Annotated in this window: 27 protein-coding genes and 2 pseudogenes; 19 read left to right on the top strand and 10 right to left on the bottom strand. The window is 42.4% G+C overall.

The window, feature by feature from the left end; all coding sequences use genetic code 11:
• Nucleotide 1: 1 nt before the first annotated feature.
• Both AB5916_RS08195 and AB5916_RS08190 read left to right on the top strand, forming a co-directional pair.
• Nucleotides 2-796, top strand: coding sequence for a hypothetical protein (locus AB5916_RS08195; RefSeq protein WP_368190220.1), 795 nt, complete (start codon nucleotides 2-4; stop codon nucleotides 794-796).
• 87 nt (nucleotides 797-883) lie between these two features.
• A complete protein-coding gene (locus AB5916_RS08190) occupies nucleotides 884-1,231 on the top strand; it encodes a hypothetical protein (protein ID WP_368190218.1) in 348 nt (115 codons plus the stop codon).
• Between the two features lie 65 nt (nucleotides 1,232-1,296).
• Here AB5916_RS08190 and AB5916_RS08185 read toward each other — a convergent pair whose 3' ends face one another.
• From AB5916_RS08185 to AB5916_RS08155, 7 genes and pseudogenes are all read right to left on the bottom strand, one after another.
• The gene (locus AB5916_RS08185) at nucleotides 1,297-1,485 is read right to left on the bottom strand and encodes a DUF6219 family protein (RefSeq protein ID WP_368190216.1); all 189 of its coding nucleotides are present in this window, start codon (nucleotides 1,483-1,485) and stop codon (nucleotides 1,297-1,299) included.
• Nucleotides 1,486-1,657: 172 nt separating this feature from the next.
• Entirely contained in the window at nucleotides 1,658-2,110 is a 453-nt protein-coding gene (locus AB5916_RS08180) for a YolD-like family protein (RefSeq protein ID WP_368190214.1), read from the bottom strand.
• Between the two features lie 11 nt (nucleotides 2,111-2,121).
• A pseudogene (locus AB5916_RS08175) lies at nucleotides 2,122-3,589 on the bottom strand (DNA methylase).
• Nucleotides 3,590-3,650: 61 nt separating this feature from the next.
• The gene (locus tag AB5916_RS08170; protein ID WP_368190213.1) at nucleotides 3,651-3,842 is read right to left on the bottom strand and encodes a hypothetical protein; all 192 of its coding nucleotides are present in this window, start codon (nucleotides 3,840-3,842) and stop codon (nucleotides 3,651-3,653) included.
• A 14-nt stretch (nucleotides 3,843-3,856) separates the two neighbouring features.
• Nucleotides 3,857-4,129 (bottom strand): hypothetical protein, encoded by a 273-nt coding sequence (locus AB5916_RS08165; protein WP_368190211.1) that lies wholly within the window; start codon nucleotides 4,127-4,129, stop codon nucleotides 3,857-3,859.
• Nucleotides 4,122-4,502, bottom strand: a complete 381-nt coding sequence (locus AB5916_RS08160) for a hypothetical protein (protein ID WP_368190210.1) — start codon at nucleotides 4,500-4,502, stop codon at nucleotides 4,122-4,124. The genes AB5916_RS08165 and AB5916_RS08160 overlap by 8 nt, the downstream gene beginning before the upstream one ends.
• Before the next feature lie 11 nt (nucleotides 4,503-4,513).
• Complete coding sequence (locus tag AB5916_RS08155; protein ID WP_368190209.1) at nucleotides 4,514-5,413, bottom strand: S24 family peptidase; 900 nt, start codon at nucleotides 5,411-5,413, stop codon at nucleotides 4,514-4,516.
• A gap of 186 nt (nucleotides 5,414-5,599) precedes the next feature.
• Here AB5916_RS08155 and AB5916_RS08150 point away from each other — a divergent pair, with 186 nt between their 5' ends.
• The 11 genes and pseudogenes from AB5916_RS08150 to AB5916_RS08100 all read left to right on the top strand — a co-directional run bounded on the left by AB5916_RS08150 (nucleotide 5,600) and on the right by AB5916_RS08100 (nucleotide 12,117).
• Nucleotides 5,600-5,809, top strand: coding sequence for a hypothetical protein (locus AB5916_RS08150; protein ID WP_368190207.1), 210 nt, complete (start codon nucleotides 5,600-5,602; stop codon nucleotides 5,807-5,809).
• Between the two features lie 18 nt (nucleotides 5,810-5,827).
• On the top strand, nucleotides 5,828-6,061 hold the full coding sequence (locus tag AB5916_RS08145) for a hypothetical protein (RefSeq protein ID WP_368190205.1): 234 nt from the start codon (nucleotides 5,828-5,830) through the stop codon (nucleotides 6,059-6,061).
• A gap of 67 nt (nucleotides 6,062-6,128) precedes the next feature.
• On the top strand, nucleotides 6,129-6,398 hold the full coding sequence (locus tag AB5916_RS08140) for a hypothetical protein (protein ID WP_368190286.1): 270 nt from the start codon (nucleotides 6,129-6,131) through the stop codon (nucleotides 6,396-6,398).
• Between the two features lie 118 nt (nucleotides 6,399-6,516).
• Nucleotides 6,517-7,101: an abortive phage infection protein gene (locus AB5916_RS08135; RefSeq protein ID WP_368190204.1), complete on the top strand. Its 585-nt coding sequence runs from the start codon at nucleotides 6,517-6,519 to the stop codon at nucleotides 7,099-7,101.
• 1 nt (nucleotide 7,102) lies between these two features.
• Nucleotides 7,103-7,942: a nucleotidyl transferase AbiEii/AbiGii toxin family protein gene (locus AB5916_RS08130; protein WP_368190202.1), complete on the top strand. Its 840-nt coding sequence runs from the start codon at nucleotides 7,103-7,105 to the stop codon at nucleotides 7,940-7,942.
• 259 nt (nucleotides 7,943-8,201) lie between these two features.
• On the top strand, nucleotides 8,202-8,330 hold the full coding sequence (locus AB5916_RS08125; RefSeq protein ID WP_368190200.1) for a hypothetical protein: 129 nt from the start codon (nucleotides 8,202-8,204) through the stop codon (nucleotides 8,328-8,330).
• 119 nt (nucleotides 8,331-8,449) lie between these two features.
• Entirely contained in the window at nucleotides 8,450-9,244 is a 795-nt protein-coding gene (locus AB5916_RS08120; RefSeq protein WP_368190199.1) for a hypothetical protein, read from the top strand.
• A gap of 96 nt (nucleotides 9,245-9,340) precedes the next feature.
• Nucleotides 9,341-9,510: pseudogene (locus AB5916_RS08115) on the top strand (VOC family protein); the annotation flags it as partial.
• 343 nt (nucleotides 9,511-9,853) lie between these two features.
• Nucleotides 9,854-10,144, top strand: a complete 291-nt coding sequence (locus AB5916_RS08110; protein WP_368190197.1) for a hypothetical protein — start codon at nucleotides 9,854-9,856, stop codon at nucleotides 10,142-10,144.
• Nucleotides 10,145-10,306: 162 nt separating this feature from the next.
• The gene (locus AB5916_RS08105; RefSeq protein WP_368190196.1) at nucleotides 10,307-11,230 is read left to right on the top strand and encodes an ABC transporter ATP-binding protein; all 924 of its coding nucleotides are present in this window, start codon (nucleotides 10,307-10,309) and stop codon (nucleotides 11,228-11,230) included.
• Nucleotides 11,227-12,117 carry an ABC transporter permease gene (locus tag AB5916_RS08100; protein WP_368190195.1) on the top strand — a complete coding sequence of 297 codons (891 nt, stop codon included), beginning with the start codon at nucleotides 11,227-11,229 and terminating at the stop codon, nucleotides 12,115-12,117. Before AB5916_RS08105 ends, AB5916_RS08100 begins: the two co-directional genes overlap by 4 nt.
• Here the strand turns inward: AB5916_RS08100 and AB5916_RS08095 are convergent.
• A complete protein-coding gene (locus AB5916_RS08095; RefSeq protein ID WP_368190194.1) occupies nucleotides 12,104-13,747 on the bottom strand; it encodes a hypothetical protein in 1,644 nt (547 codons plus the stop codon). The two genes, AB5916_RS08100 and AB5916_RS08095, sit on opposite strands and share 14 nt — an antisense overlap.
• Before the next feature lie 223 nt (nucleotides 13,748-13,970).
• On the opposite strand from AB5916_RS08095, the gene AB5916_RS08090 reads away from it, so the two are divergent.
• The 6 genes from AB5916_RS08090 to AB5916_RS08065 all read left to right on the top strand — a co-directional run bounded on the left by AB5916_RS08090 (nucleotide 13,971) and on the right by AB5916_RS08065 (nucleotide 20,101).
• Nucleotides 13,971-14,519, top strand: a complete 549-nt coding sequence (locus AB5916_RS08090; RefSeq protein WP_368190192.1) for an NUDIX domain-containing protein — start codon at nucleotides 13,971-13,973, stop codon at nucleotides 14,517-14,519.
• Nucleotides 14,520-14,680: 161 nt separating this feature from the next.
• Complete coding sequence (locus AB5916_RS08085) at nucleotides 14,681-16,222, top strand: ABC transporter substrate-binding protein (protein WP_368190191.1); 1,542 nt, start codon at nucleotides 14,681-14,683, stop codon at nucleotides 16,220-16,222.
• A gap of 73 nt (nucleotides 16,223-16,295) precedes the next feature.
• A complete protein-coding gene (locus tag AB5916_RS08080; RefSeq protein ID WP_368190190.1) occupies nucleotides 16,296-17,309 on the top strand; it encodes an ABC transporter ATP-binding protein in 1,014 nt (337 codons plus the stop codon).
• The gene (locus tag AB5916_RS08075) at nucleotides 17,302-18,213 is read left to right on the top strand and encodes an ATP-binding cassette domain-containing protein (RefSeq protein ID WP_368190188.1); all 912 of its coding nucleotides are present in this window, start codon (nucleotides 17,302-17,304) and stop codon (nucleotides 18,211-18,213) included. Before AB5916_RS08080 ends, AB5916_RS08075 begins: the two co-directional genes overlap by 8 nt.
• Nucleotides 18,213-19,217: an ABC transporter permease gene (locus AB5916_RS08070; protein ID WP_368190187.1), complete on the top strand. Its 1,005-nt coding sequence runs from the start codon at nucleotides 18,213-18,215 to the stop codon at nucleotides 19,215-19,217. The genes AB5916_RS08075 and AB5916_RS08070 overlap by 1 nt, the downstream gene beginning before the upstream one ends.
• Nucleotides 19,214-20,101, top strand: a complete 888-nt coding sequence (locus AB5916_RS08065) for an ABC transporter permease (RefSeq protein WP_368190185.1) — start codon at nucleotides 19,214-19,216, stop codon at nucleotides 20,099-20,101. Before AB5916_RS08070 ends, AB5916_RS08065 begins: the two co-directional genes overlap by 4 nt.
• A 60-nt stretch (nucleotides 20,102-20,161) precedes the next feature.
• Here the strand turns inward: AB5916_RS08065 and AB5916_RS08060 are convergent, their stop codons facing one another.
• Nucleotides 20,162-21,664 (bottom strand): response regulator, encoded by a 1,503-nt coding sequence (locus AB5916_RS08060; protein ID WP_368190184.1) that lies wholly within the window; start codon nucleotides 21,662-21,664, stop codon nucleotides 20,162-20,164.
• A 2-nt stretch (nucleotides 21,665-21,666) separates the two neighbouring features.
• Entirely contained in the window at nucleotides 21,667-23,445 is a 1,779-nt protein-coding gene (locus AB5916_RS08055) for a sensor histidine kinase (protein WP_368190183.1), read from the bottom strand.
• Nucleotide 23,446 lies beyond the last annotated feature (1 nt).

Below are 23,446 nucleotides of genomic sequence, written 5' to 3'. Positions count from 1 at the left end.
TATGGGAGAGAAAAGAGCGTATAAATCTCGGAAGCCAGGCGGCGGTCGAAAGAAGATGAAGCCGGAGTACGATGCCGAGAAGAATCTGAAAGAACAGATGGAAAGTGCTGTGGCGCTTTATGAGGAGGACTGCCCCCTCCGATCCATTGCAGATGCGCTAACTATGAATCCAATCAAAGTAAGAAAGCTGCTCATCACGGCTGGTGTGTATGAATCGGATGTGGCGGAGAAGGTACAGGATACCTTTGAGGAGTATCGGAAAACACAGAACTATAAAGAAGCCATCCTCTCAACCGCAAATACTCTTCAACTCTCCAAAGCCTCCGTTACCTCGTACCTACCATATCAGAAAGGTGTGTACTTCCCAAGTACAGCAGATAAAGAAAAGATTAGTGTTGGAGCAGAACGGCGGCGGAGATATAGAGCAGTAAGAAAACTGAGATCAGAGCCAACAGAGGAACACCTGTGGGAGACGGTCTTGCTTTATTCTGGTGTGTGCTTTAAAACCTATTCCGGCTTACCCTTTACCTATGAAATACGAAAAGGAAGAAGCGGCGAATACACAAAAGAACTGTGGATAGACCGCCGAGAGAACAGTAAAAGTCTGGTATGGAGTTCAGTGCTGCTGGCACTACGGAATATGAAAAAGGTGGGAGAAGTAGTAGACCGCCCGAAAGCTCTGGGGGATATCCGGGGAGTGACTTACATCTATGGGATGTTCTATCGGTTCGGATTGATTGACGTGCCAGACGAGATAAAGGAGAAGATGGGCCATCCGAAAGACCGCAAAAAATAGGTTGCTATGTGTAGAAGTCTACGGTAATATGTGCCGTAACTGAGGAAATGAATCTCAGTTGGGAAGGATGGTAGCATTATAGAAAAATTGAAGGAGCTGCTAGAAGACTACATTAAGAAAACGAAACCAGAGTATTATCCGCCAGTGGAGAATCTGCTGGATCTGATCTACGAGCATTACACAGAGAATAATCCAGTAGAGAAGAACACAGTTGCCGGGAAAGCTGCGAAGGCCAAGGAAAAGGAACTGGAAGAGTGGCTGCGTGGCTTGGAAGGTATGGATAGGCTGGTCGATGATTATGTCGGAGATAAGATTCCACTCTGGGAGAAGATCATGGACCGGCAGGGGACGGTGTGGTGCACATGGGAGAAGACCGCTTTTGAGGAAGGTCTGAAAGTCGGGATACGGCTTATGATGGAAGTGTATAGTTTGTAACGGAAATAAAATGAACTTCTGGAGTTCAAAAAAGCCCTCGCTTGTTACGGCGAGGGCGTGTGTCCTTATTTTTCAGGCTTTTCAGCTTTCTTCTTCGGTGCGATTTTATGACCAGAGTAGATTGCCATGCCCATGCAGATCAGAGAGCCACAAGCGAAATACTTGTGAGCTTGCATCAGCTTCTTGCAGCCTGTGTAGAAGCATCCTGCCATACAGGCAAGTGCGCCGAGTGACCAATATTTATGTGCTTTCATTTTGTGTCCTCCTTATCTTCTTTCCGTATTCTAAGCAATTCTGCTATTTCGGTATCTGTTGCCAGCCGTACTGCTAAGCGATCGTTATATGCCACGGCACCGCAATCAGGGCAACGATCTGGGAGCTGCTCCGCAGAGAAGCAGTAGCGGCAGGCGTCGCAAAAATAGTAATTCAAGTCATATTCACCCCAATCTCTAAGATATCCTCGAATGCAATAATGGTCGGCAGCTCTTTGCCGGTATCGTTTATAAAGCCTGTGTAAATTCGCAGTTCTTTTGTTATCGTATCCACAACATCCAGTACTCCGGCTATATCTTCATAGTAGCCGTCCGTGAAATATTTTATTGTGATCTCTTGACCTTTCTGAAGCTGGCTGATCTTTTGATTTAGAACTTCCTTACCTTCTTCAGACAACTCGATTCTATTTCCTTTGAGGTGGTCTCTGCCCTCGGAAGTAATCTCATCCTCATAGCCTCGTAAGGCGGCAAAAGGAGAGAAGATTTTAGCGCGATTTGACATCGGCATCCGGGGATGATTATGCGGCGGCTCCGGGCGGGAAGCATGGAGTATTTTGCCATACTTACTTTGGACGGCTTTGCCTTCCGGTGTGTTCTTGTAGTCCATGTTCTCCCTCCTTACTTAGCCTTATGGCCGCCTATCTGTTGATTCCTTTCTCTCATCGTTGCGCCGTCCAGATAGTTGGTTCCTTTCAGAACGGCGTTCTTGCCGAACTTTTTCTTGAGTCCCAGCATTGCATTCTGCAGCTTTTTCTCTTTTTCCAGCTTAGTTGTGTCCGTGAACAGATCAACTTGGAAGAATCCCTCATCTTTGACCACACGGTTGGCGGCTATTGTGATCCGTCTTACGGTCAGTGTTTTATCGGCAATTCTATCAAACAGCTCAGTTGTGGCAGAGATCAGGATGCTTCCGAGGTTGGTCGGATTATCCAGCTTCGTGCTGCCATGTGCGCCCTTCGGAACGGTGCGACCGTAGTGGTCAATGTGTACCGGACCTCTGTACTTGCCGCTGTCACAGTTTTCACGGTCATAGCCCCAGCGTCAGGCTGTCCGTTACCAGACCTTTGTCCGTCAACTGTAATACTAAGCTGTCAGCCATCTCCATGACAATGATTCTGGCTTTGTTATATGGGTAAGGGCAGGAGAGAACCTGTCCCTCGGAGATACTGTTGGTGCTGGGCTTGTACGCCTTGATTTCTTTCATGCCGCAGGGTTCCAGACCCCAAGCATGGTCGATAAGGAGTTCAGCATCAACACCGAATTCCTTATATAAGATATCCTGATTGACGGTGCTGAAATAGGCCAGCTCGCCCATCGTATGGATGCCGTGCTTTTCTAGCCGCTTGACTGTGCCGGGACCGGTCATCCAGAAGTCTGTGAGTGGCTTGTGATCCCAGCGGAGATAACGGAAACTCTCTTCATCCAGCTCAGCGATGCGGACTCCGTCCTTGTCAGGAGCAGCGTGTTTGGCAGTGATGTCCATTGCCAGTTTCGCCAGATACAGATTCGTACCGATCCCGGCAGTGGCGGTGATGCCAGTCGTATAAAGCACTTCCCGGATCATCGTCATGGCAAGGTCGTGTGCTGTCATATTATATTGGGATAGGTACGAGGTGGCATCGATAAACACCTCGTCGATACTGTAAACCACAATGTCCTCTGGGGCAATGTATTTCAGATAGATGCCATAAATCTGCCGCGACACCTTTTCATAATATGCCATCCGGGGTGGCGCAACGAGGTAAGAGAGTTCGAGCGCTGGGTCGGCTGCAAGGGATAAGGAATCATAGGAGGCCGAGGAGAAGGATGGCTTACCGTCCTTATACACAGCTTTTCTTAATCGTACCGCTTCCCTTAATCGATTCGCATTGACCTCTTTGACCTTCTGTACGACCTCGAACAGTCTGGCACGACCCGGAATGCCATAGGCTTTCAGGGAAGGGGATACAGCGAGGCAGATGGTTTTCTCAGTGCGGGAGGAATCTGCCACGACCAGATTTGTGGTAAGTGGGTCGAGATGGCGAGCGGCGCATTCCGCACTCGCGTAATAGCTTTTAAGGTCTATCGCAAGATATGTGCGTTGCATCTGCAATTTCCTCCTTTCTGACTGCGCGTTATTTTTCTTTTTTCAGTTCATCTATCTCTTTCTAAAGACGTTCAATCTCGCGGATTTGCTTTTGGAAGATTTCTTCATTTGTTTTGATGTTTTGATTATAGGTTAGTGCAAGCGTCATCAGAGCCAGACGAAGATCTTCATCTGGAATTTCTGAACATGCTTTTGCCATTTCATCCCGGTCAACGATACCACCGAGATTGCTGAGTTTTTCTATCAAAGTCATGATGCTCCTCCTATTTATTGCGCTGCTCGTTCCACGAACCACCGGCCTAACCGTCCATTGAAGCGTGGATCAAGGTGCTCAAAGAACAGATGCTTCTCTTGCCCCTGGATGAGCACAGTAAAACAGTCACCGGAGTAACCGTTATCGGCAGTCCCGGCGGGACGGAAGTCGCGCACTGTTTCGATTGGGAAGGTACGTCCATCCGACCAGGTGATCGATGTCGGCTGCATATAGCCGGTAGGGTCGAATGTGGAATCGACTTTTACATAGACTTTTTCTTTATTCATGTTGGTCACCTCCAGCATCGAAACCGGCTGCTTTCAGAATCTGCTTTACACTTTGAGCATCAAGATTGCAAATCCGGCATTTTTCCAAGATAGATTCCTTGGTCAGCGTGGCGCAGTATGACTTGTTGCTGTATCGGATCTGGGCGGTAATTGCGGCATCACAATGAACATGTGCGATGTCACGGAAAAAAGCCTTGTTTTCTTCCAAGCCCATCCTTTCATCTGGCCCCTGTTCTTTGAACTTTAGCATGTCTTTCTTCATATAGGTGGCTGCATGAGAAGAGACAGCCTTCTTTATCAGAGGATAGATTCCTGCAATTGTGGTATCTGCGTAATCGTTGTAATCTTTGATTTCTGATTCTGTAAAACTCATAAGCAATCACCTCACAGCAATCCATATTTCTTCTTGAACTCCCGGACTTCCTGGGATTTTACCTCTTCAAGCAGATGGATGTCATCATCAGCAGGAAGCTCCAACGGACTTACCTTTCCGAGAACTTTGCCGACAATGGTAACATGATCATCTTCAGACTTCTCACCATAAGGGAGTGCTTTATTTAAAGAGTAGAGTTTATGGTTAAGCATCTGCTTGATGACGGCACCATCTGCAGTAGAGCAGATAACAATATCACCATCTTCAACAGACTGGGTATACTTTACATATACCAGATCTCCGTTGTGATACTGTGGCTCCATACTTGCACCGGATACACGAATCAATACATCAGCAGATTCGTTGTATCCGTTTTTCTTTATAAACATATACTCTGGTGGTGTGTCGATGAAAGCGCAGCCGGGACCAGCGGCAGCAGGAGTAGACTGCAACTCGGATAGGAAATAATTCTCGTCCAGGTATCTGTCATGGGCATCCTGCTCTTCACCCATAACGGATTCAATCATCCGGTCTACGATGCGCTGTCCAACAGGACTCAGTTTTCGGTATTGTCTGAACACAACTTTTTCATGGGAAGACAGCTGGGAAGCGTTTGGCAGAGCAAATAGCTCATAAAGAGGAATTCCGAGCATACTGCAAAGAATCCGGATGGTTTCCACTTCCGGGCGGGCGCGGTCATTTTCCCAGTTTGTGATAGTATTACGCGACACTCCCAGAAGCTCCGCCAGCTTTGGCTGGCTCATTTCATTTTTATTTCTGTATTTACGGATAACAGCACCGAAAGCAAATTCGGCTTGTTCATTCTTTTCCGCCTGCGGAAGATAGACAACAGAGCTGGAATCAGACGACCGTTTTACAGTTACTGAGGCTTTCTTTGATAGTTTAGCCATAGTGTTTCCTCCTTGGTCAGACTGTTCTGTGCTCAGTATCTGACGGCCTTATTATAGCACAACATTATTGTGCGTTCAAGAGAAACTAAATGGAAAATAGATAAAAGATATTGTGCTTCGCTATTGAAATTGGTATCCGGGCTGTGTATAATTGAGACAAAACGAATGTTCTGAGGGATGATAGGATTGCACTATGAGATATTGGACACTGATGTAGGGCAGGGGGCCAGAGCAGTTGCAGTACCCGTGACATATGGAAAACCGGTAGAGAGGACGGATATTTGCCAGCCATATTCCGTGGCGGAGGTGCTGCAGACTGTTTTTCATGCGGATTTTCAGGCAGTATTGGAAAATTACGTGCGGACAGAGACCGAGCAGATCCAGGCAGCCGGATGAGCAGAACCGTCAGCATCGATGAGATGGCAGATCGATGATGTCTATAACAAGTGGTATGATGCGGTCTACGAGCCGCAGGCGGAAGCCCAGAAGACTTCCATTGCCGCAGACGCACAGGCAGAGGCAAAACGCAAACTGGCAGAAAGTCTGTCCGATACGCTGATCGAGTACCAGAAGATCCAGAAGTGGGATGGCAAGCTGCCCACTGTGAGTGGCAGTAATGCACTGGTGAGCATTGACCCGGCAGAGTAAGAAACACGATATACGGCAGGGCTTCGGCTCTGCCAATTTTACATGAAAATTTTGGAGGATTACGATTATGGCAGTTACAAAGAAAATCGAAATCGATGGCAAGGAAGTCACCTTTAAGGCAAGTGCCGCTGTGCCTCGCCTGTACCGCATCAAGTTTGGCCGTGACATCTACAAAGACCTGCGCCAGCTGGAAAAGAGCGTGGGAGAAAATGATGAGGATAATTCCGACCTCGACCTGCTGACCATCGGGTTGGTCAATGATATGTTCACGGAGCGGCAGAATGACGACTATCCGTATAAAGAACTGGCCTCGCAAGCTGATTTTGACAAATTTTGACAGAATTAAACTTGACAAGCGTGCATATATTAAATATGAAATAAGCACGATCGGTTGATCTTACTTGACTACCGTGCTTATTTCGATTACAATATAAGCACGGAAGGATGGTGATTCTATGAATGAGATGACAAGATTAGTTCAAAATCATGATTACCTTACGCCGAGAATCGCGGGAAAATCTGGAATTTCAAAATTTAAGTTTTACAAATATGTTCGAGAAAACGGATTGGAGCCGGTCAGCCGTGGTGTGTATTCTACGGGATCGGATTGGGTCGATGAGTTATATGTGCTCCATAAGAGATGCCCGAATGCTGTTTTTTCACATGATGAGGCCTTTTATTATCATGGTCTGACAGACAGAGAACCGTTTGTTCACACACTTACCATATACAGCGGTTACAATGCACATCGGCTTATAGCGGATGGAAGTTGTAAAGTATATACAGTAAAACGGGAATTACTGGACGTCGGAAAGATCATTGTGAAAGACAACGATGGTAATATGATTCCAATGTATGACTTGGAACGAACGATTTGTGATCTGATGAGAAGCCGGAGCAGTATTGAAGCACAGGATTTCAATTCCGTTCTGAAGACATATGTTTCCAGAAGAGACAAGGACCTGAATCGACTCATGGAATATGCAAAGCTGTTTCGGGTTGATAATGTGATCCGCAGATATATGGGGGTATTATTGTAAAATGCAGCTGACACCAGAACAGGTTAAGGGAAGAATTAAGAATGTGGCAAAGGAAAACAAGGCAGATGCCAGAACGCTCATGCGAATCTATATGATGGAGCGTTTCCTTGAGAGAGTTGCCAGTTCACAGTACAAAGATAATTTTATCATTAAAGGCGGATTGCTGGTGACAGCGATGGTTGGCGTAGCATTGCGGTCCACGATGGATATCGATACGAGCATTAAAAATCAGAATCTGTCGGCAGAAGATGCAAAACGGATTGTGGATGAAGTCAAGGATATCAATCTTGGGGATGGAGTGACCTTTGAGGTTAAGGAAGTTTCTAATATCATGGATGAGATGGAGTATCCGGGTATTCGATTTACCATGAATGCTGTGATGGGAAAACTCGTTACACCGATGAAGATTGATATATCTACAGGAGATGTTATCACGCCAAGAGCAATCGAGTACAACTATAAATTGCTCTTGGGTGACCGTTCCATCAGCCTTTGGTCGTATAATTTGGAAACAATTCTGGCAGAAAAACTTCAGACGGTCCTTGCAAGAGGTCTTTTGAATACCCGAATGAGAGATTTCTATGACATCAAGGCTCTGCTTTCTATTTACGAGCAGGCTATCGATGCTGATGTGCTGAAAAAGGCATTTGAGGCAACCTGTAAGAAAAGAAGCACCGAAAATCTGAAAGAGGAAGCACCCAAAATTATGGCTGCCGTCAGTGATGACGCACAGTTACATACACTTTGGAAGTCCTACCAGAAGAAATATCCGTATGCTGCTGATATCAGCTATGAGGATATAATAGAAAGTACACAACTCTTGTGGAGTAAAATTCAATAATTGGCAGTAACCCCGTTGGAGTAATCTGACGGGGTATTTTCATGTTCATTTTCGATTGGTTACGCAGTTGAAAAATATCGAAAATGAAAATTTGTGGCCTGTTATGCTTTAACAATTTCAGAAAAACGCATAAACTTGAAATTTCTCAGACGAAAACATAGTAGAAATTTCAAGTTAAGAATTTTATAGCTTAAATTTGCCCTACTTATGTCAAAGAAAGTAGGGCTTTTCTTATGCCAAAAAGGAGGTGGTCATCTACATGGCATCCAGAATCCAGGGCATCACCGTTGAGATCGGCGGCGATACCACAAAGCTCTCCAAAACCAACGACACCTGGTACGGCATGACCTACCATGAGTACGTTCCGGCCATCAGACATTTTCTATAACACAGTAGGTGAAGGGATCGGCTGAGAGGTGATATGATTGGCTGTGTGTTCTGATGATAAATACAGATATCTGGATTCAGAAGTAGAAATACCTTTAATTAAAAGCGGAGGTATTGTGTATGGATGCTAAAACTGGGTTAGCGAGAAAGATACATGAAGACATTCAGTCTGAAATAATGAAGTATTATAATCGGGTTGGAATTACATATCGAGCAGACGAAAATGCCCCGGAAAAAACCATAATTGATTTTTTTTCTTATCTTTATAAAAGGATACCTGTGCTGAAAAGAAGAGTGGAATACTCTAACGAACTGCAAGCCAAAATTGACAGAGGAGAACTTTCGGAGAAGGAAATAGAAGTCTTAAAGAAGTACAAGAATGCTTTTGAAAAAGGAATGGATATGAATGCCTTTTTATCCAATCAAACAAGTGCTCCTGGCAAAGTGGATTTTTTACGATATACCTGGCATTTATATCATTTGCACTTAAGTGAAAATCTTAATGTGAATAATAAAAACAATCGAAGCAATAAACAGTTGCTTTGTATCATAAATGATGATTGTACTTATTTTGTGGACATGATTTCACATCCTGAAAAAGCAGAGAATTATTTTAAACTGATTTATCTTAAGATCATACAGAGAAATAACTGGATGGAGCATATTGGTTTTTTGGAGATTCCTAGAATGGTACCCGGATCACAGGCTTTCAAAGTTACAAGTGAAGAGGATATTTTTGAATTATACAGCAAAGGACCTATAAATATCCTTTTGGAAGTTGAGAACAAAGGATACATTTCATTGGACTCAATAACTTCAACCAGAAATCCGCAAAGATCAACGGAGCAGATGAGGATAATAAATAGAAACATCAGAAAATTGAAGGATCGGGCAGATGATTATAAAGGATTTTAGTTTGAAACTGATAAAGCAGGATTACTGATGGGTATGGTAGAATTTGAGAATTCAAAACAAGGAGCATTGCGGATAGATATTTTGAAAGAAATGTAGCGTAAGGACTGGAAGCTGGATCTGCGTGTCAATGAATACACAGAGCTGGAAATATTCGCTGAGGAAAATCCTCCGAAGCGTGTGAGCCGATCCGTGTGGATAATTATACCGGCAAGAAGATGACTTTCTTCCATGACCCAGATGGTTTGCCGTTGGAGCTGCATGAATAATCTTGGGAGAGAATAGAGCAGATAAAGAGAAAATCAGTGTAGGAGCAGAGCGACAGGTGTGCGCTTCAGAACCTATTCCGGTTTACCCTTTACCTATGAAATACGAAAGGGTCGGAATGGGCAATATACAAAAGAACTGTGGATTGATCGTAGAGAAAACAGTAAAAGCTTGGCATGGAGTTCTGTGCGTCTGGTGGTAAGGATTATGTATAAAAATATGCAGGAATATGCACTATAATTAAGACACAAAATCCTGACTGGAAAGGACGGTAGCATTATAAGTACGTTAAAAGATATACTGGAGAACTATATATCAGAAACAAAGCCACATTACTATCCTCCTGTGGAAAAACTGCTTGATCTGATCTATGAACATTACACGGAAAATAACCTGTGGAAGGAAAATACAGCTGCCAGGAAAGCAGGGCAGGCAAAAGAAAAGGAACTGGAACAATGGCTGCAAGGAATCGAAGGCATGGACCGAGTGGTGGAGGACGATATGGGGGAGAGGATACCACTTTGGGAGGAGATCATGATTCGTCATGGGAGTGTATGCTGTGCATGGGAGAAAGATTCATTTGAGGAAGGATTGAAGGTTGGGATCAGGCTTATGATGGAGGTATTTTCAGAATAGCCCAATCCACAACATATCGTTCACGGGAAAACAAATATTCACTGGATTCACTGGGAATCTGAGAGGAATGGTAGAATTATATATGCTGGTTATGGTATAGTGGAAAAGGAGATTTGATCATTTCCGTAAGAAAGAATGTTTGTGGAAAGGAAGATATGAAAAATGGAAAAACAGTTGGATCCTGTAATAGAAATACAGCATCTGAATAAGTCCTTCGGCAGTGTACATGCTGTAAATGATCTCAGCTTTCAGGTAAGAAAAGGGGAGCTATTTGCTTTTCTTGGCGTAAATGGAGCAGGCAAGAGTACCACGATCTCGATTATCTGCGGGCAGCTGAAAAAGGACAGTGGAGAGGTAAAGATCGGCGGCAACGAAGTAGATCAGAAGCCGGGAGACATTAAAAGAATGATAGGTGTTGTTTTTCAGGACAGTGTGTTGGATAAGCCGCTGACTGTCAGGGAAAACCTGGAGAGCAGAGCCGCACTGTACGGTATTACAGGTAAGGAATTTGATAAGAGACTGGAAGAACTGTCCATTATCCTGGACTTTAAAGAGTTTATGAACCGGCAGGTGGGCAAACTGTCCGGCGGTCAGCGAAGAAGAATTGACATTGCCAGGGCACTACTTCACAAACCTGAGATATTGATTCTGGATGAGCCTACCACAGGACTGGATCCTCAGACCAGAAAGCTGATATGGAGTATTATCGAAAAGCTTCGGGTATCAGAGAATATGACCGTTTTTCTTACAACACACTATATGGAAGAAGCGGCATCTGCAGGTTATGTAGTGATTCTGGATAAGGGGAAAATTGTGGCAGAGGGTACACCTTATCAGCTGAAAAATCAATATGTACAGGACTATGTTTCTATATATGGAGCAGGAGAAGAACAGATCCGGCAGCTTGGCAAACCTTATAAGGCAATCCGGGATGGTTATCAGATCCAGGTACAGAACACCGGTGAAGCAACAAAGCTGATTGTAGAGCATCAGGAACTGTTTCTGGATTATGAAGTAGTAAAGGGCGGCATGGATGATGTATTTCTTGCTGTAACCGGAAAGGTATTAGGAGGTGAGAATCCATGAAAACCACGTTGGCATTAATAAAACGAAACAGGAAGCTGTTTTTCAGAGACAAGGGCATGCTGATCTCATCCTTGATCACTCCGATTATTCTGATCGTATTATATGGGACTTTTCTTGCTAATATATACAGAGATTCTTTCCTGTCGGCCCTTCCTGATTTCTTTAAGATTTCTGATAAATTAGTGGATGGCACAGTAGCTTCACAGCTTGCAGCCGGACTTCTGGCAGTCAGTTGTGTAACAGTAACCTTTTGTGTAAACCTGACTATGATACAGGACCGGGCCAGTGGTGCAAGAAAGGATTTTAATGTATCTCCTGTAAAAAGACCATTGATCTACCTGGGCTACTTTTTTTCAACTGTGCTGAATTCCTTAATGGTAAATCTGCTGGCTTTGGCATTGTGCCTTGGCTATATTGGCATCATGGGATGGTATTTAAGCGTGGCAGATGTTTTATGGCTGATTTTGGACGAGATCCTTCTGGTCCTGTTTGGAAGTATTTTATCCAGCATTGTCTGCTACCCTTTGAAAACCCAGGGACAGATGTCAGCTGTGGGAACCATTGTAAGTGCAGGATATGGATTTATATGTGGTGCATATATGCCTATTTCTAATTTTGGAAGCGGATTGCAGAAGGTTCTTTCCTTTATTCCAAGTACATATGGGACTTCTTTGTTGAAGAATCATATGCTGAGAGGTGTTTTTGAGGAAATGGAAAAGGAAGGGATCCCCACACAGGCAATTGCGGGGATCCGGGATTCCGTGGACTGCAATCCTATCTTTCTTGGGAAAGTTGTAGGAACAGGATGGATGTTGGCAATCATGGCTAGTACCATTGTGATCCTGGGGATTCTTTATCTGCTGATCACAGACCTTAAGAAAGAGTAGAAGGTTTTTCTGTCTGATATCCGCTCCAGCTTTGAAGAGCTGTTGCACCGGATTGATCTGCAGAATCACTGTAAGAATCGGTTGTGATGGTGTATTGGCTGTCACCTTCTACATAAACAGTGCCGTCAGTTCCCTGGATAGTCACAGCTTTGCCCTGGTCATCTACGATGGTTCCTTCATTGGAGAGGAAAGTAACGGTACTGTCTCCGGTAACCGTCCAGGTTGAGTCTTTGCTGACAGTTACGTTGCAATAACCGGAACCACCGTCACCGGCATATGTTTCATCATCAAGGATTGCGCCTGTCAGATTACTGCTGTCTGTAATATAGAAATCAAGGTCACTGATAGAATCCCATATCACATCTCCCTGCATGTCCTGACTGATTGCGGTAAAGGTACAGTCTGCGCCATTGGCACCTGCCTGTCCCCAGCCACGCTGATTGGTATTGCCTGTACACTGCAGGAAAAACTCATTGTCATCATTATAATTAATATCTACATCATTTAAAGTGATGGTGCTTTCCGTGTTGGTGGTGTAGAATACACCACCGTTTTGGGAAGTAAGGGAACCACCATCCATCTGGAAGGTGCTGTTACCTACTTCTGCGTCACCAGACATGCTTTGATATAAAATGACAGTCCAGGTGTTGTCATTTTGATCCTGATCACTCATATTTCCGGTAAGATCGCAGTCATACAAGTGGATTGAGTTAAGACCTTCGATACATACAGCTTCCGATCCGTTGGCTGTGAGAGTCGCATTATTTACTGCAATATCTGCTGTACTGTAGATGGCAGGAGAGCCGATCCCGTTGGAAGTATAGCTTCCTCCATCCAGAACCATTGTGCCGCCGCCTCTGTCGCTTCGGATGGCTGCGGAAGATTCACCATTGGTTTCAACATTCAGATCCCAACCATAAAGGGTGCCTCCGCCAGCGGTATGTACACCGCCGGAGGTGCCCTGCTCTGTTTTAATGTCTGTATCTGCCGCATAGATCGTACCATTACCATATGCGAACAGACCAGCTCCACCATTTGCGTTCGTTGTAATACTTCCACCTTTTACATAAGCTGTTCCGTCTGTTGCCAGAACGGCTGCACCTACCCCATAAAAGCTAGCATCATTGCCGCCGGTACTTTCCTGGGACTCCCGGGATATGGTTACGTTGTCAAAAGTCACATTGGCACCGGAAGAGATCAAAGCTGCATTTTCATCGGTTCCTGTGGATTCAAGGGTTGTATTTTCAATAGAGGTATCTTCTGTATATTCATTGACAGCGGTGTAGCTATCCACGCCTTCAGACTGACCACCATCAGGACCGCCTTGTCCGTCCGGAGTCTCACCTTCCGGTTTTTCAGGAGCCTGTCCATTGGGAGCCTCACCTTCCGGTTTTTCGGGAGCCTGTCCGTCCGGAGCCTCACCTTCCGGTTTTTTAGGAGCCTGTCCGTCCGGAGCTTCACCTTCCGGTTTTTCAGGAGCCTGACCATCTGGTGCTTCATTTGTGACTTTCTGCTCCTGTGCTGTATCTGCTTCTGTAGTGGTAGAGACGTCTTCTGCAAACGTGGTTGCTGGAACGGCTGTAGATGTTACCATGATTCCCATCAAAACTGCTAAGTATTTTTTCTTCATTTTTATATTGTCCTTTCTGTATGAATGTTTGTTGTCTTGTTGTTTATGTAAAATAATATATATGAAGACTGTGTTTAAAATATGGAAAAAATATGTTCCTTATGTGGGAAAAATGAAAAAAAAGTGTGTATTAAGATTTGCACGAAAATGTGGAAAGGCATATAATTGATTCCCGAAAGGGTATTGTTGGTTAGAAAATCTGAGATAAAGGACGAAAGAAGCCATGGAATTTTTTGATATTATTAATGAGGCAGGAGAGCCAATCGGGCAGACTGTAGAGCGGAGTATTGCACATGCTCAGGGGATAAGACACAGAACTGCCCATATCTGGATCATAAGGGAAATGGAAGGCAGGATTCAGGTTTTGCTGCAAAAGCGTTCCATAGAGAAAGATTCTTTTCCCGGCAGGTTTGATACCTCTTCGGCAGGGCATGTGCAGGCAGGAGACGAACCATTAGAATCTGCACTAAGGGAACTTTTTGAAGAACTGGGGATTAAAGCACAAGCCAGGGATCTGGAATTTGCAGGAACATTTCCTATCCGGTATAAAAAGGTGTTTTATGGAAAGCTTTTTTGGGATAACGAGATTGCATTTGTATATGCTTACAGGAGGCCTGTGGAAATAGAAAGCTTAAAACTTCAAAAAGAAGAGGTTGAGGAAGTGCAGTGGTTTGACCTGGAAAATACTCTGTCAGAATGCAAAAAGAAGAATCAGAAATTTTGTGTCCCAATAGATGGATTAGAGCTTATCAAAAAATATCTTACAGCATAAACGCCGAGGCATTCTTGAATGCTTGAATAACGTATGCAAATATTGAATACATCTGTTGCAAATAAGAATGGCCGAATATCCCCCCACAGGGCTTATGAAGAATCGCTGATTTTGGTATCATTGAGAAAGTTACCAAAATTAAAAAAGCGAGGGATCAAAGAATGAAAAAGGGACTTTTAACAATGGTAGGAATGCTTCTGACTGTATTTATGGCCAGTGCAGGCACAACAATTCCTGCATTTGCAGAAGAAGAAACAACTCTGGTATATGGAAGCGGAGATTATACCAGGATCAACCCGGCTATGGATGAGCATGGCGAGATCAATATTCTGATCTTCAGCGGATTAACTGCACATGACGGAGAGAATCAGGTAGTTCCAGGACTGGCTAAGAGCTGGGAGTTCGATGATGCAAACAATACCTACACATTTCATATGGTAGAGGATGCCAAATGGCAGGATGGTGAACCTGTTACTGCAGATGATGTTAAGTTTACAATCGAAGCTATTATGGATCCGGAAAACGGTTCTGAGAATGCACCTAACTACGAGGATGTAGAAGAGATTAATGTGATCGATGATCATACTGTTTCATTTAAGCTTAAAGACAAAAATGTTGCATTCCTTGATTATATGACAATGGCAGTTCTTCCTAAGCATCTGCTTGAGGGAGAAGATATGCAGACATCTGATTTCTTCCGTAACCCGGTAGGAACAGGCCCATACAAAATCGAATCTTGGGATGAAGGACAGGCTATTACTCTGGTTAAGAATGAAGATTATTTCAAAGGCGAGCCATCCATTGATAAAGTTGTATTCAAGATCGTACCCGATGACAATGCGAAAGCACTTCAGTTAAAATCAGGAGAATTGGACCTGGCTCTTCTCACGCCGAAGGATGCAGCTTCTTTTGCTGATGATGATGCATATACATGCTATGATATGAAGACTGCTGACTATCGTGGAATCATGTTTAACTTTGGCAACGAATACTGGCAGAAAAACCGTGATCTGATCCCGGCAGTATGTTACGGAATTGATCGTCAGGCAATCATTGATGCAGTGCTCCTTGGACAGGGAATGCCGGCTTATGGACCGCTTCAGAGAAATATTTACAACTATGAAGATGTTGAGCACTATGATTACAATCCGGAAAAAGCAAAAGAAATCCTTGAAGCTGCTGGATGTGAGATGGGTGATGACGGATTCTATTATCGTGATGGGGAAAAAGTGGGATTTGTTATCAGCGTAAGTTCCGGTGATCAGGTACGTATTGATATGGCACAGATCGCAGCACAGGAACTGAAAGAAATTGGCATGGATGTATCCGTTGAGATTCCTGCACAGATAGACTGGGCTGGACAGATGGCATTCCTGATCGGATGGGGAAGCCCATTTGATGCTGACGACCATACCTACAAAGTATTCGGAACAGATAAGGGAGCAAACTACTCCAGCTATTCCAACGAGGAAGTTGACAAATATCTGACCGAAGCAAGACAGACCGCAGATCCGCAGGTTCGTGCCGAGGCATATGCTAATTTCCAGAAAGCTCTTGCAGAGGATCCGGCTTATGCAATGATCTGCTATATCGACGCTAACTATGTTGCTGACAGCAATATTAAGGGAATTGATCCTGATACAGTTATGGGACATCATGGAGTTGGTATTTTCTGGAATGTTGCAGACTGGACGATTGAATAATAAAACGAAATAAGGGTTGTGATGGGGGCGCCAGGAGTGCCCCCTTTTTACACTAGCGGAAAAAGGATTAAAAATGGAACATTTATTAGAGGTTAAAAATCTTTCAGTCAGCATAGAAGGTTCCTTAGGAGAAGTACAGGCAGTGAGGGACGTGTCTTTTTCGTTAAAAAAGGGAGAAGTGCTGGCTATAGTTGGCGAATCCGGATGTGGAAAGAGTGTGCTTTGCAAAAGTATCATGAAGCTTTTGCCACCAAGTGCAAAGATCAAAGAGGGAAGTATCCATGTGAATGGACAGGATATCACTTGTTATCGGGAGAAGGAGATGCAGAAGCTTCGTGGAAAGGTTTTTTCCATGATTTTTCAGGATCCTATGACATCCTTAAATCCAACGATCAAAATTGGAAAACAGATCGCAGAAGCAGTGGTGATCCACAATAGAAAATATACAAAAGCGCAGGTAGATCAGAAGGTTCTGAGACTTATGGAGCTGGTAGGTATTTCTCATCCAAAGGAACGCTACCATCAGTATCCCTGGCAGTTTTCTGGCGGAATGCGCCAGAGATGTGTTATGGCGATTGCACTGGCAGCAGATCCGGATATTTTATTTGCAGATGAACCGACCACAGCATTGGATGTGACCATACAGGCACAAATCCTGGATCTTCTGCGTGAAATACAGAAAAAGCTTGGAACAGCGACGATACTGGTTTCTCATGATTTGGGAGTTGTTGCCAGGGTAGCAGACCGGGTAGCAGTAATGTACGCAGGTAAAATCGTAGAGATCGGTACAGCAGAGGAAGTGTATTACGATCCCAGACACCCATACACATGGGGATTGATGAAGTCACTTCCTGCATTTGCAAATGGAAAAGAAAGTTTGTACACAATTCCCGGTATGCCGCCTACATTGATCCATCCGCCTAAAGGTGATGCTTTTGCATGTCGAAACGAGTATGCCCTGAATATTGATTATGAAGAAATGCCGCCTATGTTTAAGATAACAGATACGCATTATGCGGCAACCTGGCTGTTGGACCCACGGGCACCACAGATCAAATCACCTATGGGAGGGCAGTTCAGTGAGTAAGAAAGTTTTATTAGATGTGAAGCACCTGACCCAGCAGTTTCACCTGACAAGAAAAATCAAAGTAAAGGCTGTGGACGATGTTTCATTTCAAATCCATAAAGGTGAAATCTTTGGTCTGGTAGGAGAGTCTGGTTCCGGGAAATCTACAGTAGCCAGATGTTTGATGAATATATATCAGCCCACGAAGGGAGAAATCTGGTACAAAGATGTAAATATCTGTGATAAAAAGGAATTTAAAAAGCATAAGAAAATGCTGCAGACCAGACGCCAGATGATCTTTCAGGATTCAGCATCCAGTCTGAATCAGAAAATGAAAGTGTCTGATATTATTACTGAGCCTATGAGAATTCAGCATATCACACCGCCCAGAGGAAGCTTTGTGAAAGAGGCTGCATTTCAGATGGAATATGTAGGACTGGAGAATAGCTTTCTGGATCGTTATCCATCTGAATTGTCAGGCGGCCAGAGACAACGAGTGGCGATAGCCAGATCCTTGTGTATGGAACCGGAATTTCTGGTGGCAGATGAACCGATTGCTTCTCTTGATGTGTCCATACAGGCACAGATCGTGAACCTGTTCCGCCATCTGCAGGAGGATCATGGATTTACATTTTTTTTTATTGCACATGATCTGGCGATGGTTGAATATCTTTGTGACCGGGTGGGAGTCATGTATCATGGAAAACTGGTAGAACTGGCTCCAGCAGAAGAATTGTATTCCAATCCGGTGCACCCTTATACGAAAACATTGTTATCTGCAATTCCTGTTCCGGATCCGATCAGGGAAAGAAAAAGAGTCCTCCAGTATTATCATGGGGAGGGAATGGAAAACAGTGTATGGACAGAAGTGTCACCAGGACATTTTGCAATGACCCAGGCTGACAGAAAGGGGTGCAGTATATAATGAGACAAAAAAAGTTAGTCTACTATGGTAAAAAAAGCCTGATATTCCTGATTTCTGTATTTATACTTTCTGTTGCAGTATTTTATGTAGCACGTCTTGCACCGGGAGATCCGCTGATCTCTTATTATGGAGACCGTACAGAGAAGATGAGCTCGGAAGAACGTGAATGGGCAATGGGAAAACTGGGTTTGAATGAACCCATTTCTGTGCAATACGTGAAATGGGTAAAAAATGCTTTTCATGGAGAGTTTGGCATTTCCTTTAAATATAAACAGGATGTATTAGAAGTAATTGGCAACCGCATTGGCAATACACTTTTGCTTGGAGGAATCGGATTTATCATTATGTTTGCAGGAGCTTTGCTTCTTGGAATCCTGTGCGCCTGGTACGAAAACCGGATGGCAGACCGGATCCTGTGCAAGCTGGGAACCATATCAAGTTGTATTCCTGAGTTCTGGATGGCTCTGGTGCTGATCCTTATCTTTTCCGTAAATCTTAAGGTTTTGCCAAGTAGTGGCGCTTACAGTACCGGAAATGCAGGAAATGTTGGAGACCGGATTCTGCATCTGATCATGCCGCTGACCATCGTGGTTCTGGAGCATTTGTGGTATTACGCTTACATGATCCGAAATAAGATCCTTGAAGAGGTTCGTGCAGATTACGTTCTTCTGGCAAAAGCAAAAGGATTGAATAAGAAAAAGCTTATGTTCACACATTGTGTCCGAAACGTAATGCCTGCTTATCTGAGCATTATGGCAATTGCAGTCCCTCATGTACTGGGGGGAACCTATGTAGTAGAAAGCGTATTTTCCTATCTTGGAATCGGAGCTCTGTCTTATGAGAGTGCCAGATATCATGATTATAATCTGCTGATGTTGCTGTGTATGATGTCAGGAATCCTGGTTATTTTCTGTAATATTGTCAGTCAGACTATCAATGAACAGATTGATCCTCGTATGAAGGATGAAGTAATAACCGAGAAATCGGAGGTAGTGGAAGGATGACAAATAATTTATTTGAATTTGCAGGAAACAAAAAGACAGAAACAATAATTCCGAAAGCAAAGAAAAAGTGGTATAAGAACAAACCAGTGGTTTCGATAGCAATCCTGGTGCTTATCATACTTGGCTGTCTGGGTGCAGAACTGATCATGACAAAGGATCCCACCTATATGGATCTGCAAAATTATAACAAGGCGCCTGACAAGGAATTCCTTTTTGGTACAGATACCATGGGAAGAGATATTTTTTCTATGATCTGGTATGGGGGAAGAATCTCAATTCTGATCGGTGGTTTAGCTACTGTAATTTCTACTTTTATTGCAGTTGTGGTTGGGGCATTCAGTGGAGTGGCACCGGCATGGCTTGATGAACTGATTATGAGATTTACAGAGATATTCCTAAGTATTCCAACTCTGCTTCTGATCATTTTACTGCAAGCTATCATGGGAAATGCGAATGTTCTCAGCCTGTCATTTGTAATTGGCGTGACCAGCTGGACCAGTATTGCAAAAGTGGTACGTACTGAAGTACGACAGATACGAAATAGTGAATATATTATCGCTGCAAAATGTATGGGAGCAGGGTTCTTTCGTGTTTTGTGGAAACACCTGGTACCCAACTTTTTCTCATCAATCATGTTTATGGTTGTTATGAACGTAAGAACTGCAATGATCTCAGAGGCTACCTTGAGTTTTATGGGAATCGGTCTTCCCATAGAAGTTATCACATGGGGCAGTATGCTATCTCTGTCAGATAAAGCATTGATGACAGGCTCCTGGTGGATCATCCTGATCCCAGGGCTTTTCCTGATTGCTACAGTACTCTGTCTGACTAATATAGGAAATGCCTGCAGAGAGCAGGCAAACAGAAAAGAAAGTAATTTTTAAGAATTTTTTTAGTGGCAGCCTCCTGCATCTGTTATGTTTTCAGGTGCTGGAGGCTGCATTTTACATGGAACGATATTCTGAAGGTGTCATACCACAGGATTTTCGGAAAATCTGAGTGAAATAAGAAGCATCATTATATCCTGTAAAAGTGGCTATATCCGTAATGTCAAAGTCTGTATTTATTAAAAATTCCTTTGCCTTTTTCAGGCGCAGTTCCGTCAGATACTTGGAAAATGTTTGTCCTGTTTTATTTTTGAATGTTCTGCTCAGGTGTCCCACGCTTACAAAATATTTATGTTCTGCAAGCTCATTTAATGTGATATCGTCAGCATAATGATTTTCAAGATAACCTAAAATGTTTTCTATCAGAAGTTTGTTTTCATCTTCCTCATTTTTCTCCCCAACTTCTTTCAAAATCATATATAAATATTCTTTTAACTCATCCGCTGTATGAAATTGATACAGATCAATCTTAAAGTCAAACAGGAAATATCCCCCTTCTCCAGCCGGAACCTGACATCTATTATAATAGTTGTTCCGGAGGACAGAAAAAAGCTGTATGACCGCATTATAAAGGCTGTAAATGTTTGCATGTTCTTTTATACATCTGGCAAATAATTTGTCTATGATTTTTTCTGCCTCATGAATGCGTCCAAATTCTATGAACCTGCTGAATATTTCCAATGTTTCTTTTTCCAGCAGATTCGTGATTTCCAGTTCTTTCTTCCAGAAAAACAGATTGTCATTTATTAAAATACGGTTATTAATTGCGTAAATACATTCTCGGTATGCTTTTTCAATTTCAGCTCTTTCTTTATGAATGCCACTGATTCCAAACCAGGAATTATGACCTATGCTATTTCTTAGCTGCAGAAAATCAGCCTCACCAATACATGCTTTGAAATCCATTTTCTCTTTGCAAAAAAAGAGTAATATACATTCTCCTTTATTTTTAAAATACCAGCTTTGTATATTAGAGGCATTTTTTTTGCCCTGTAAATAGTTTTCAATTTTTTGATAACCTGAATTTGAAACTTCTCCCTTCACCATATAAAACCAGGAATGAGCATTCCAAAGATCAGCAGGCATCATGTCGTCAAATAGCTTTTTATTATGTATCAGCTGTGCAAAATCCAGGTTCTCAACAACACCTTTTAATTTATTAATATTCTCCAGATTATCGAACTTCGCTTTTTCAATAAGAATATCCTTAATACATTCAAGTAATTCTGATTCATTAATTGGTTTTGTCAAATAGTCCTTTACATGATATCGCAATGCCTTTTTGGCATATTGAAAATCTTCATATCCCGTTTCTACCACTACTGCACATTTTGGCAAATGTTCCTGTACATATTTTGCCAGTTCCAGACCATCTAAATTGGGCATCCGAATATCCGTAATGATAATATCTGCTTCATTTTCCTGAAGATATTCTATTACTTCTTCCCCATCTTCAAAATCTCCTTCTACCAAAATTGGTAATCCGGATTTCTCAAGCATCATAACAAGTACTTTTCTTGCATAATATTCGTCATCTGCAACTAAAATTTTAAAGTTCATTATTACACCTCTTTTGGCAATATAGGAAAACGGACCTTTATACAAGTATATTCTCCCAGGGTACTTTCAATTGAAATTCCAAATTCTTCTCCATAATAATTTTTAATTCTCTGGTGCACGTTGATTAGACCAATTCCGGATGAACTATGATTTATGCCCTGCTTCAGGTCCTTCTTAAGTTCCTGGTGCAGCATCTGCAATGTTTCATCGTTTATTCCATTCCCATTATCACAAATACTGATCTCTGCTATATGATCTGAACTGATTTTTCCTGTCAGTTCTATTCTGCCTCTTTTTTTGCACGGAATAACGCCATGTTCTATTGCATTTTCCATTAATGGCTGCAAGATGAATTTTAACATTTCACAGGTCATCATCTCATCATCCACGTTATAAATTACATCAAATTTTCCAGGAAAACGCAGGGACTGTATTTTTACATAGCATTGAAGATTTTCAAGCTCCATTTTCAGCTGTACAATATTTCCACCTTTTACATTGTAATGGAAAATATGGGACAGGCTTTCCGAGATTTCGGATATTTCTTTAATTCCGTTTAGCTTTGCCAACGCACTGACAATATTTAATGTATTATATAAAAAATGAGGATTGATCTGATATTGCAGCATTTGCAGTTCGGTTTTCTTCTGACTTATTTCGTTTTTGTAAGCCAGAATAATATTTTCTTCAATACGCGATACAAGATCGTTATAACCACTTACCATTGTAGAAATTTCTTCTGGTACGTCCTCTGATAATTGAATATGCCTTGGCTTTTGTTTTTTATGTAATGTTACCTGATTTAAGGCATTGGAAAATTCAGAAATAGGTTTTGTAATACGACTGATCAGCTGCATGCCTCCAAACAGTAAAAATACAAAAATCATCAAAACCCAAAAGCAAAAGGGCAAAATATTCTTTGTACTATTGAAGGTAAAACTTTTTTTCGGCATACATTGAACCAGATACCAGTCCAAATCAGTGATTTTAACAACATATGCGTTCCAGACAGTGCCGTCTGTTTCCAATACTCCTTGATGATCTGAATTTTCATAAATGTTTTTCACATCCTTCAGAAGAAAATGGTTTTCTTTTTCAGAAGAATAAATCATCCCGTTTTTATTAAAAAGACAACATTCGATTTCATTATTTGAAAACACAGAAAAACTTTTTTCTATTTCTTCAAAGTTCAGATCGATATAAATCGTAGCAAGCTTTTCGTCTGATGTTACCGGATACATAGCATATGCAATTGTTAATAATTTATATGGAAGCATGTTTATTTCGCCTTCATATATGTCTGTGATGTATTTCTCGTTTTTATGACCTGCTTTTGAATAGACAATATGATCTTGTGCCTGCTCAACCTGCTTTAATGAGTCCTCAACAAAATTGCCATAAATATTTCCATTTTTGGTTAAAATCGTAGCACGTAAAATAAATGGGTTAATCCCGCAAATATCCTCTAAAATATTATTTACATAGTTCGAGTTTGAAAGTTGTTTTTTTAGAGATTGCTTTTGATAGTCGTTTCGGAGATTTGTCATGATATCTTTATCTATTAAAGGTAAATATTGCAAATAATCCAGATTCTTTGTTATCGTTTCAATCTCCAGTTCCCACTGACTGTTCATTCTGTGCAAGTAAGACCAATTATTTTTTTCAGCCTCTTTTATATCAATAAAAAAGGATGCACAAATGACTATTAAGGAAAATAGAAAACAGCATGCCAGTCCAATAAAAAGCTGCCACCATATCGGCAATCTTGAAATCCTCTTCACA

Source organism: Blautia sp. 1033sp1_1033st1_G9_1033SCRN_220408, assembly GCF_040929965.1.
GTDB lineage: Bacteria > Bacillota > Clostridia > Lachnospirales > Lachnospiraceae > Blautia_A > Blautia_A ammoniilytica.
This window is presented reverse-complemented; position numbering and strand designations above follow the sequence as displayed.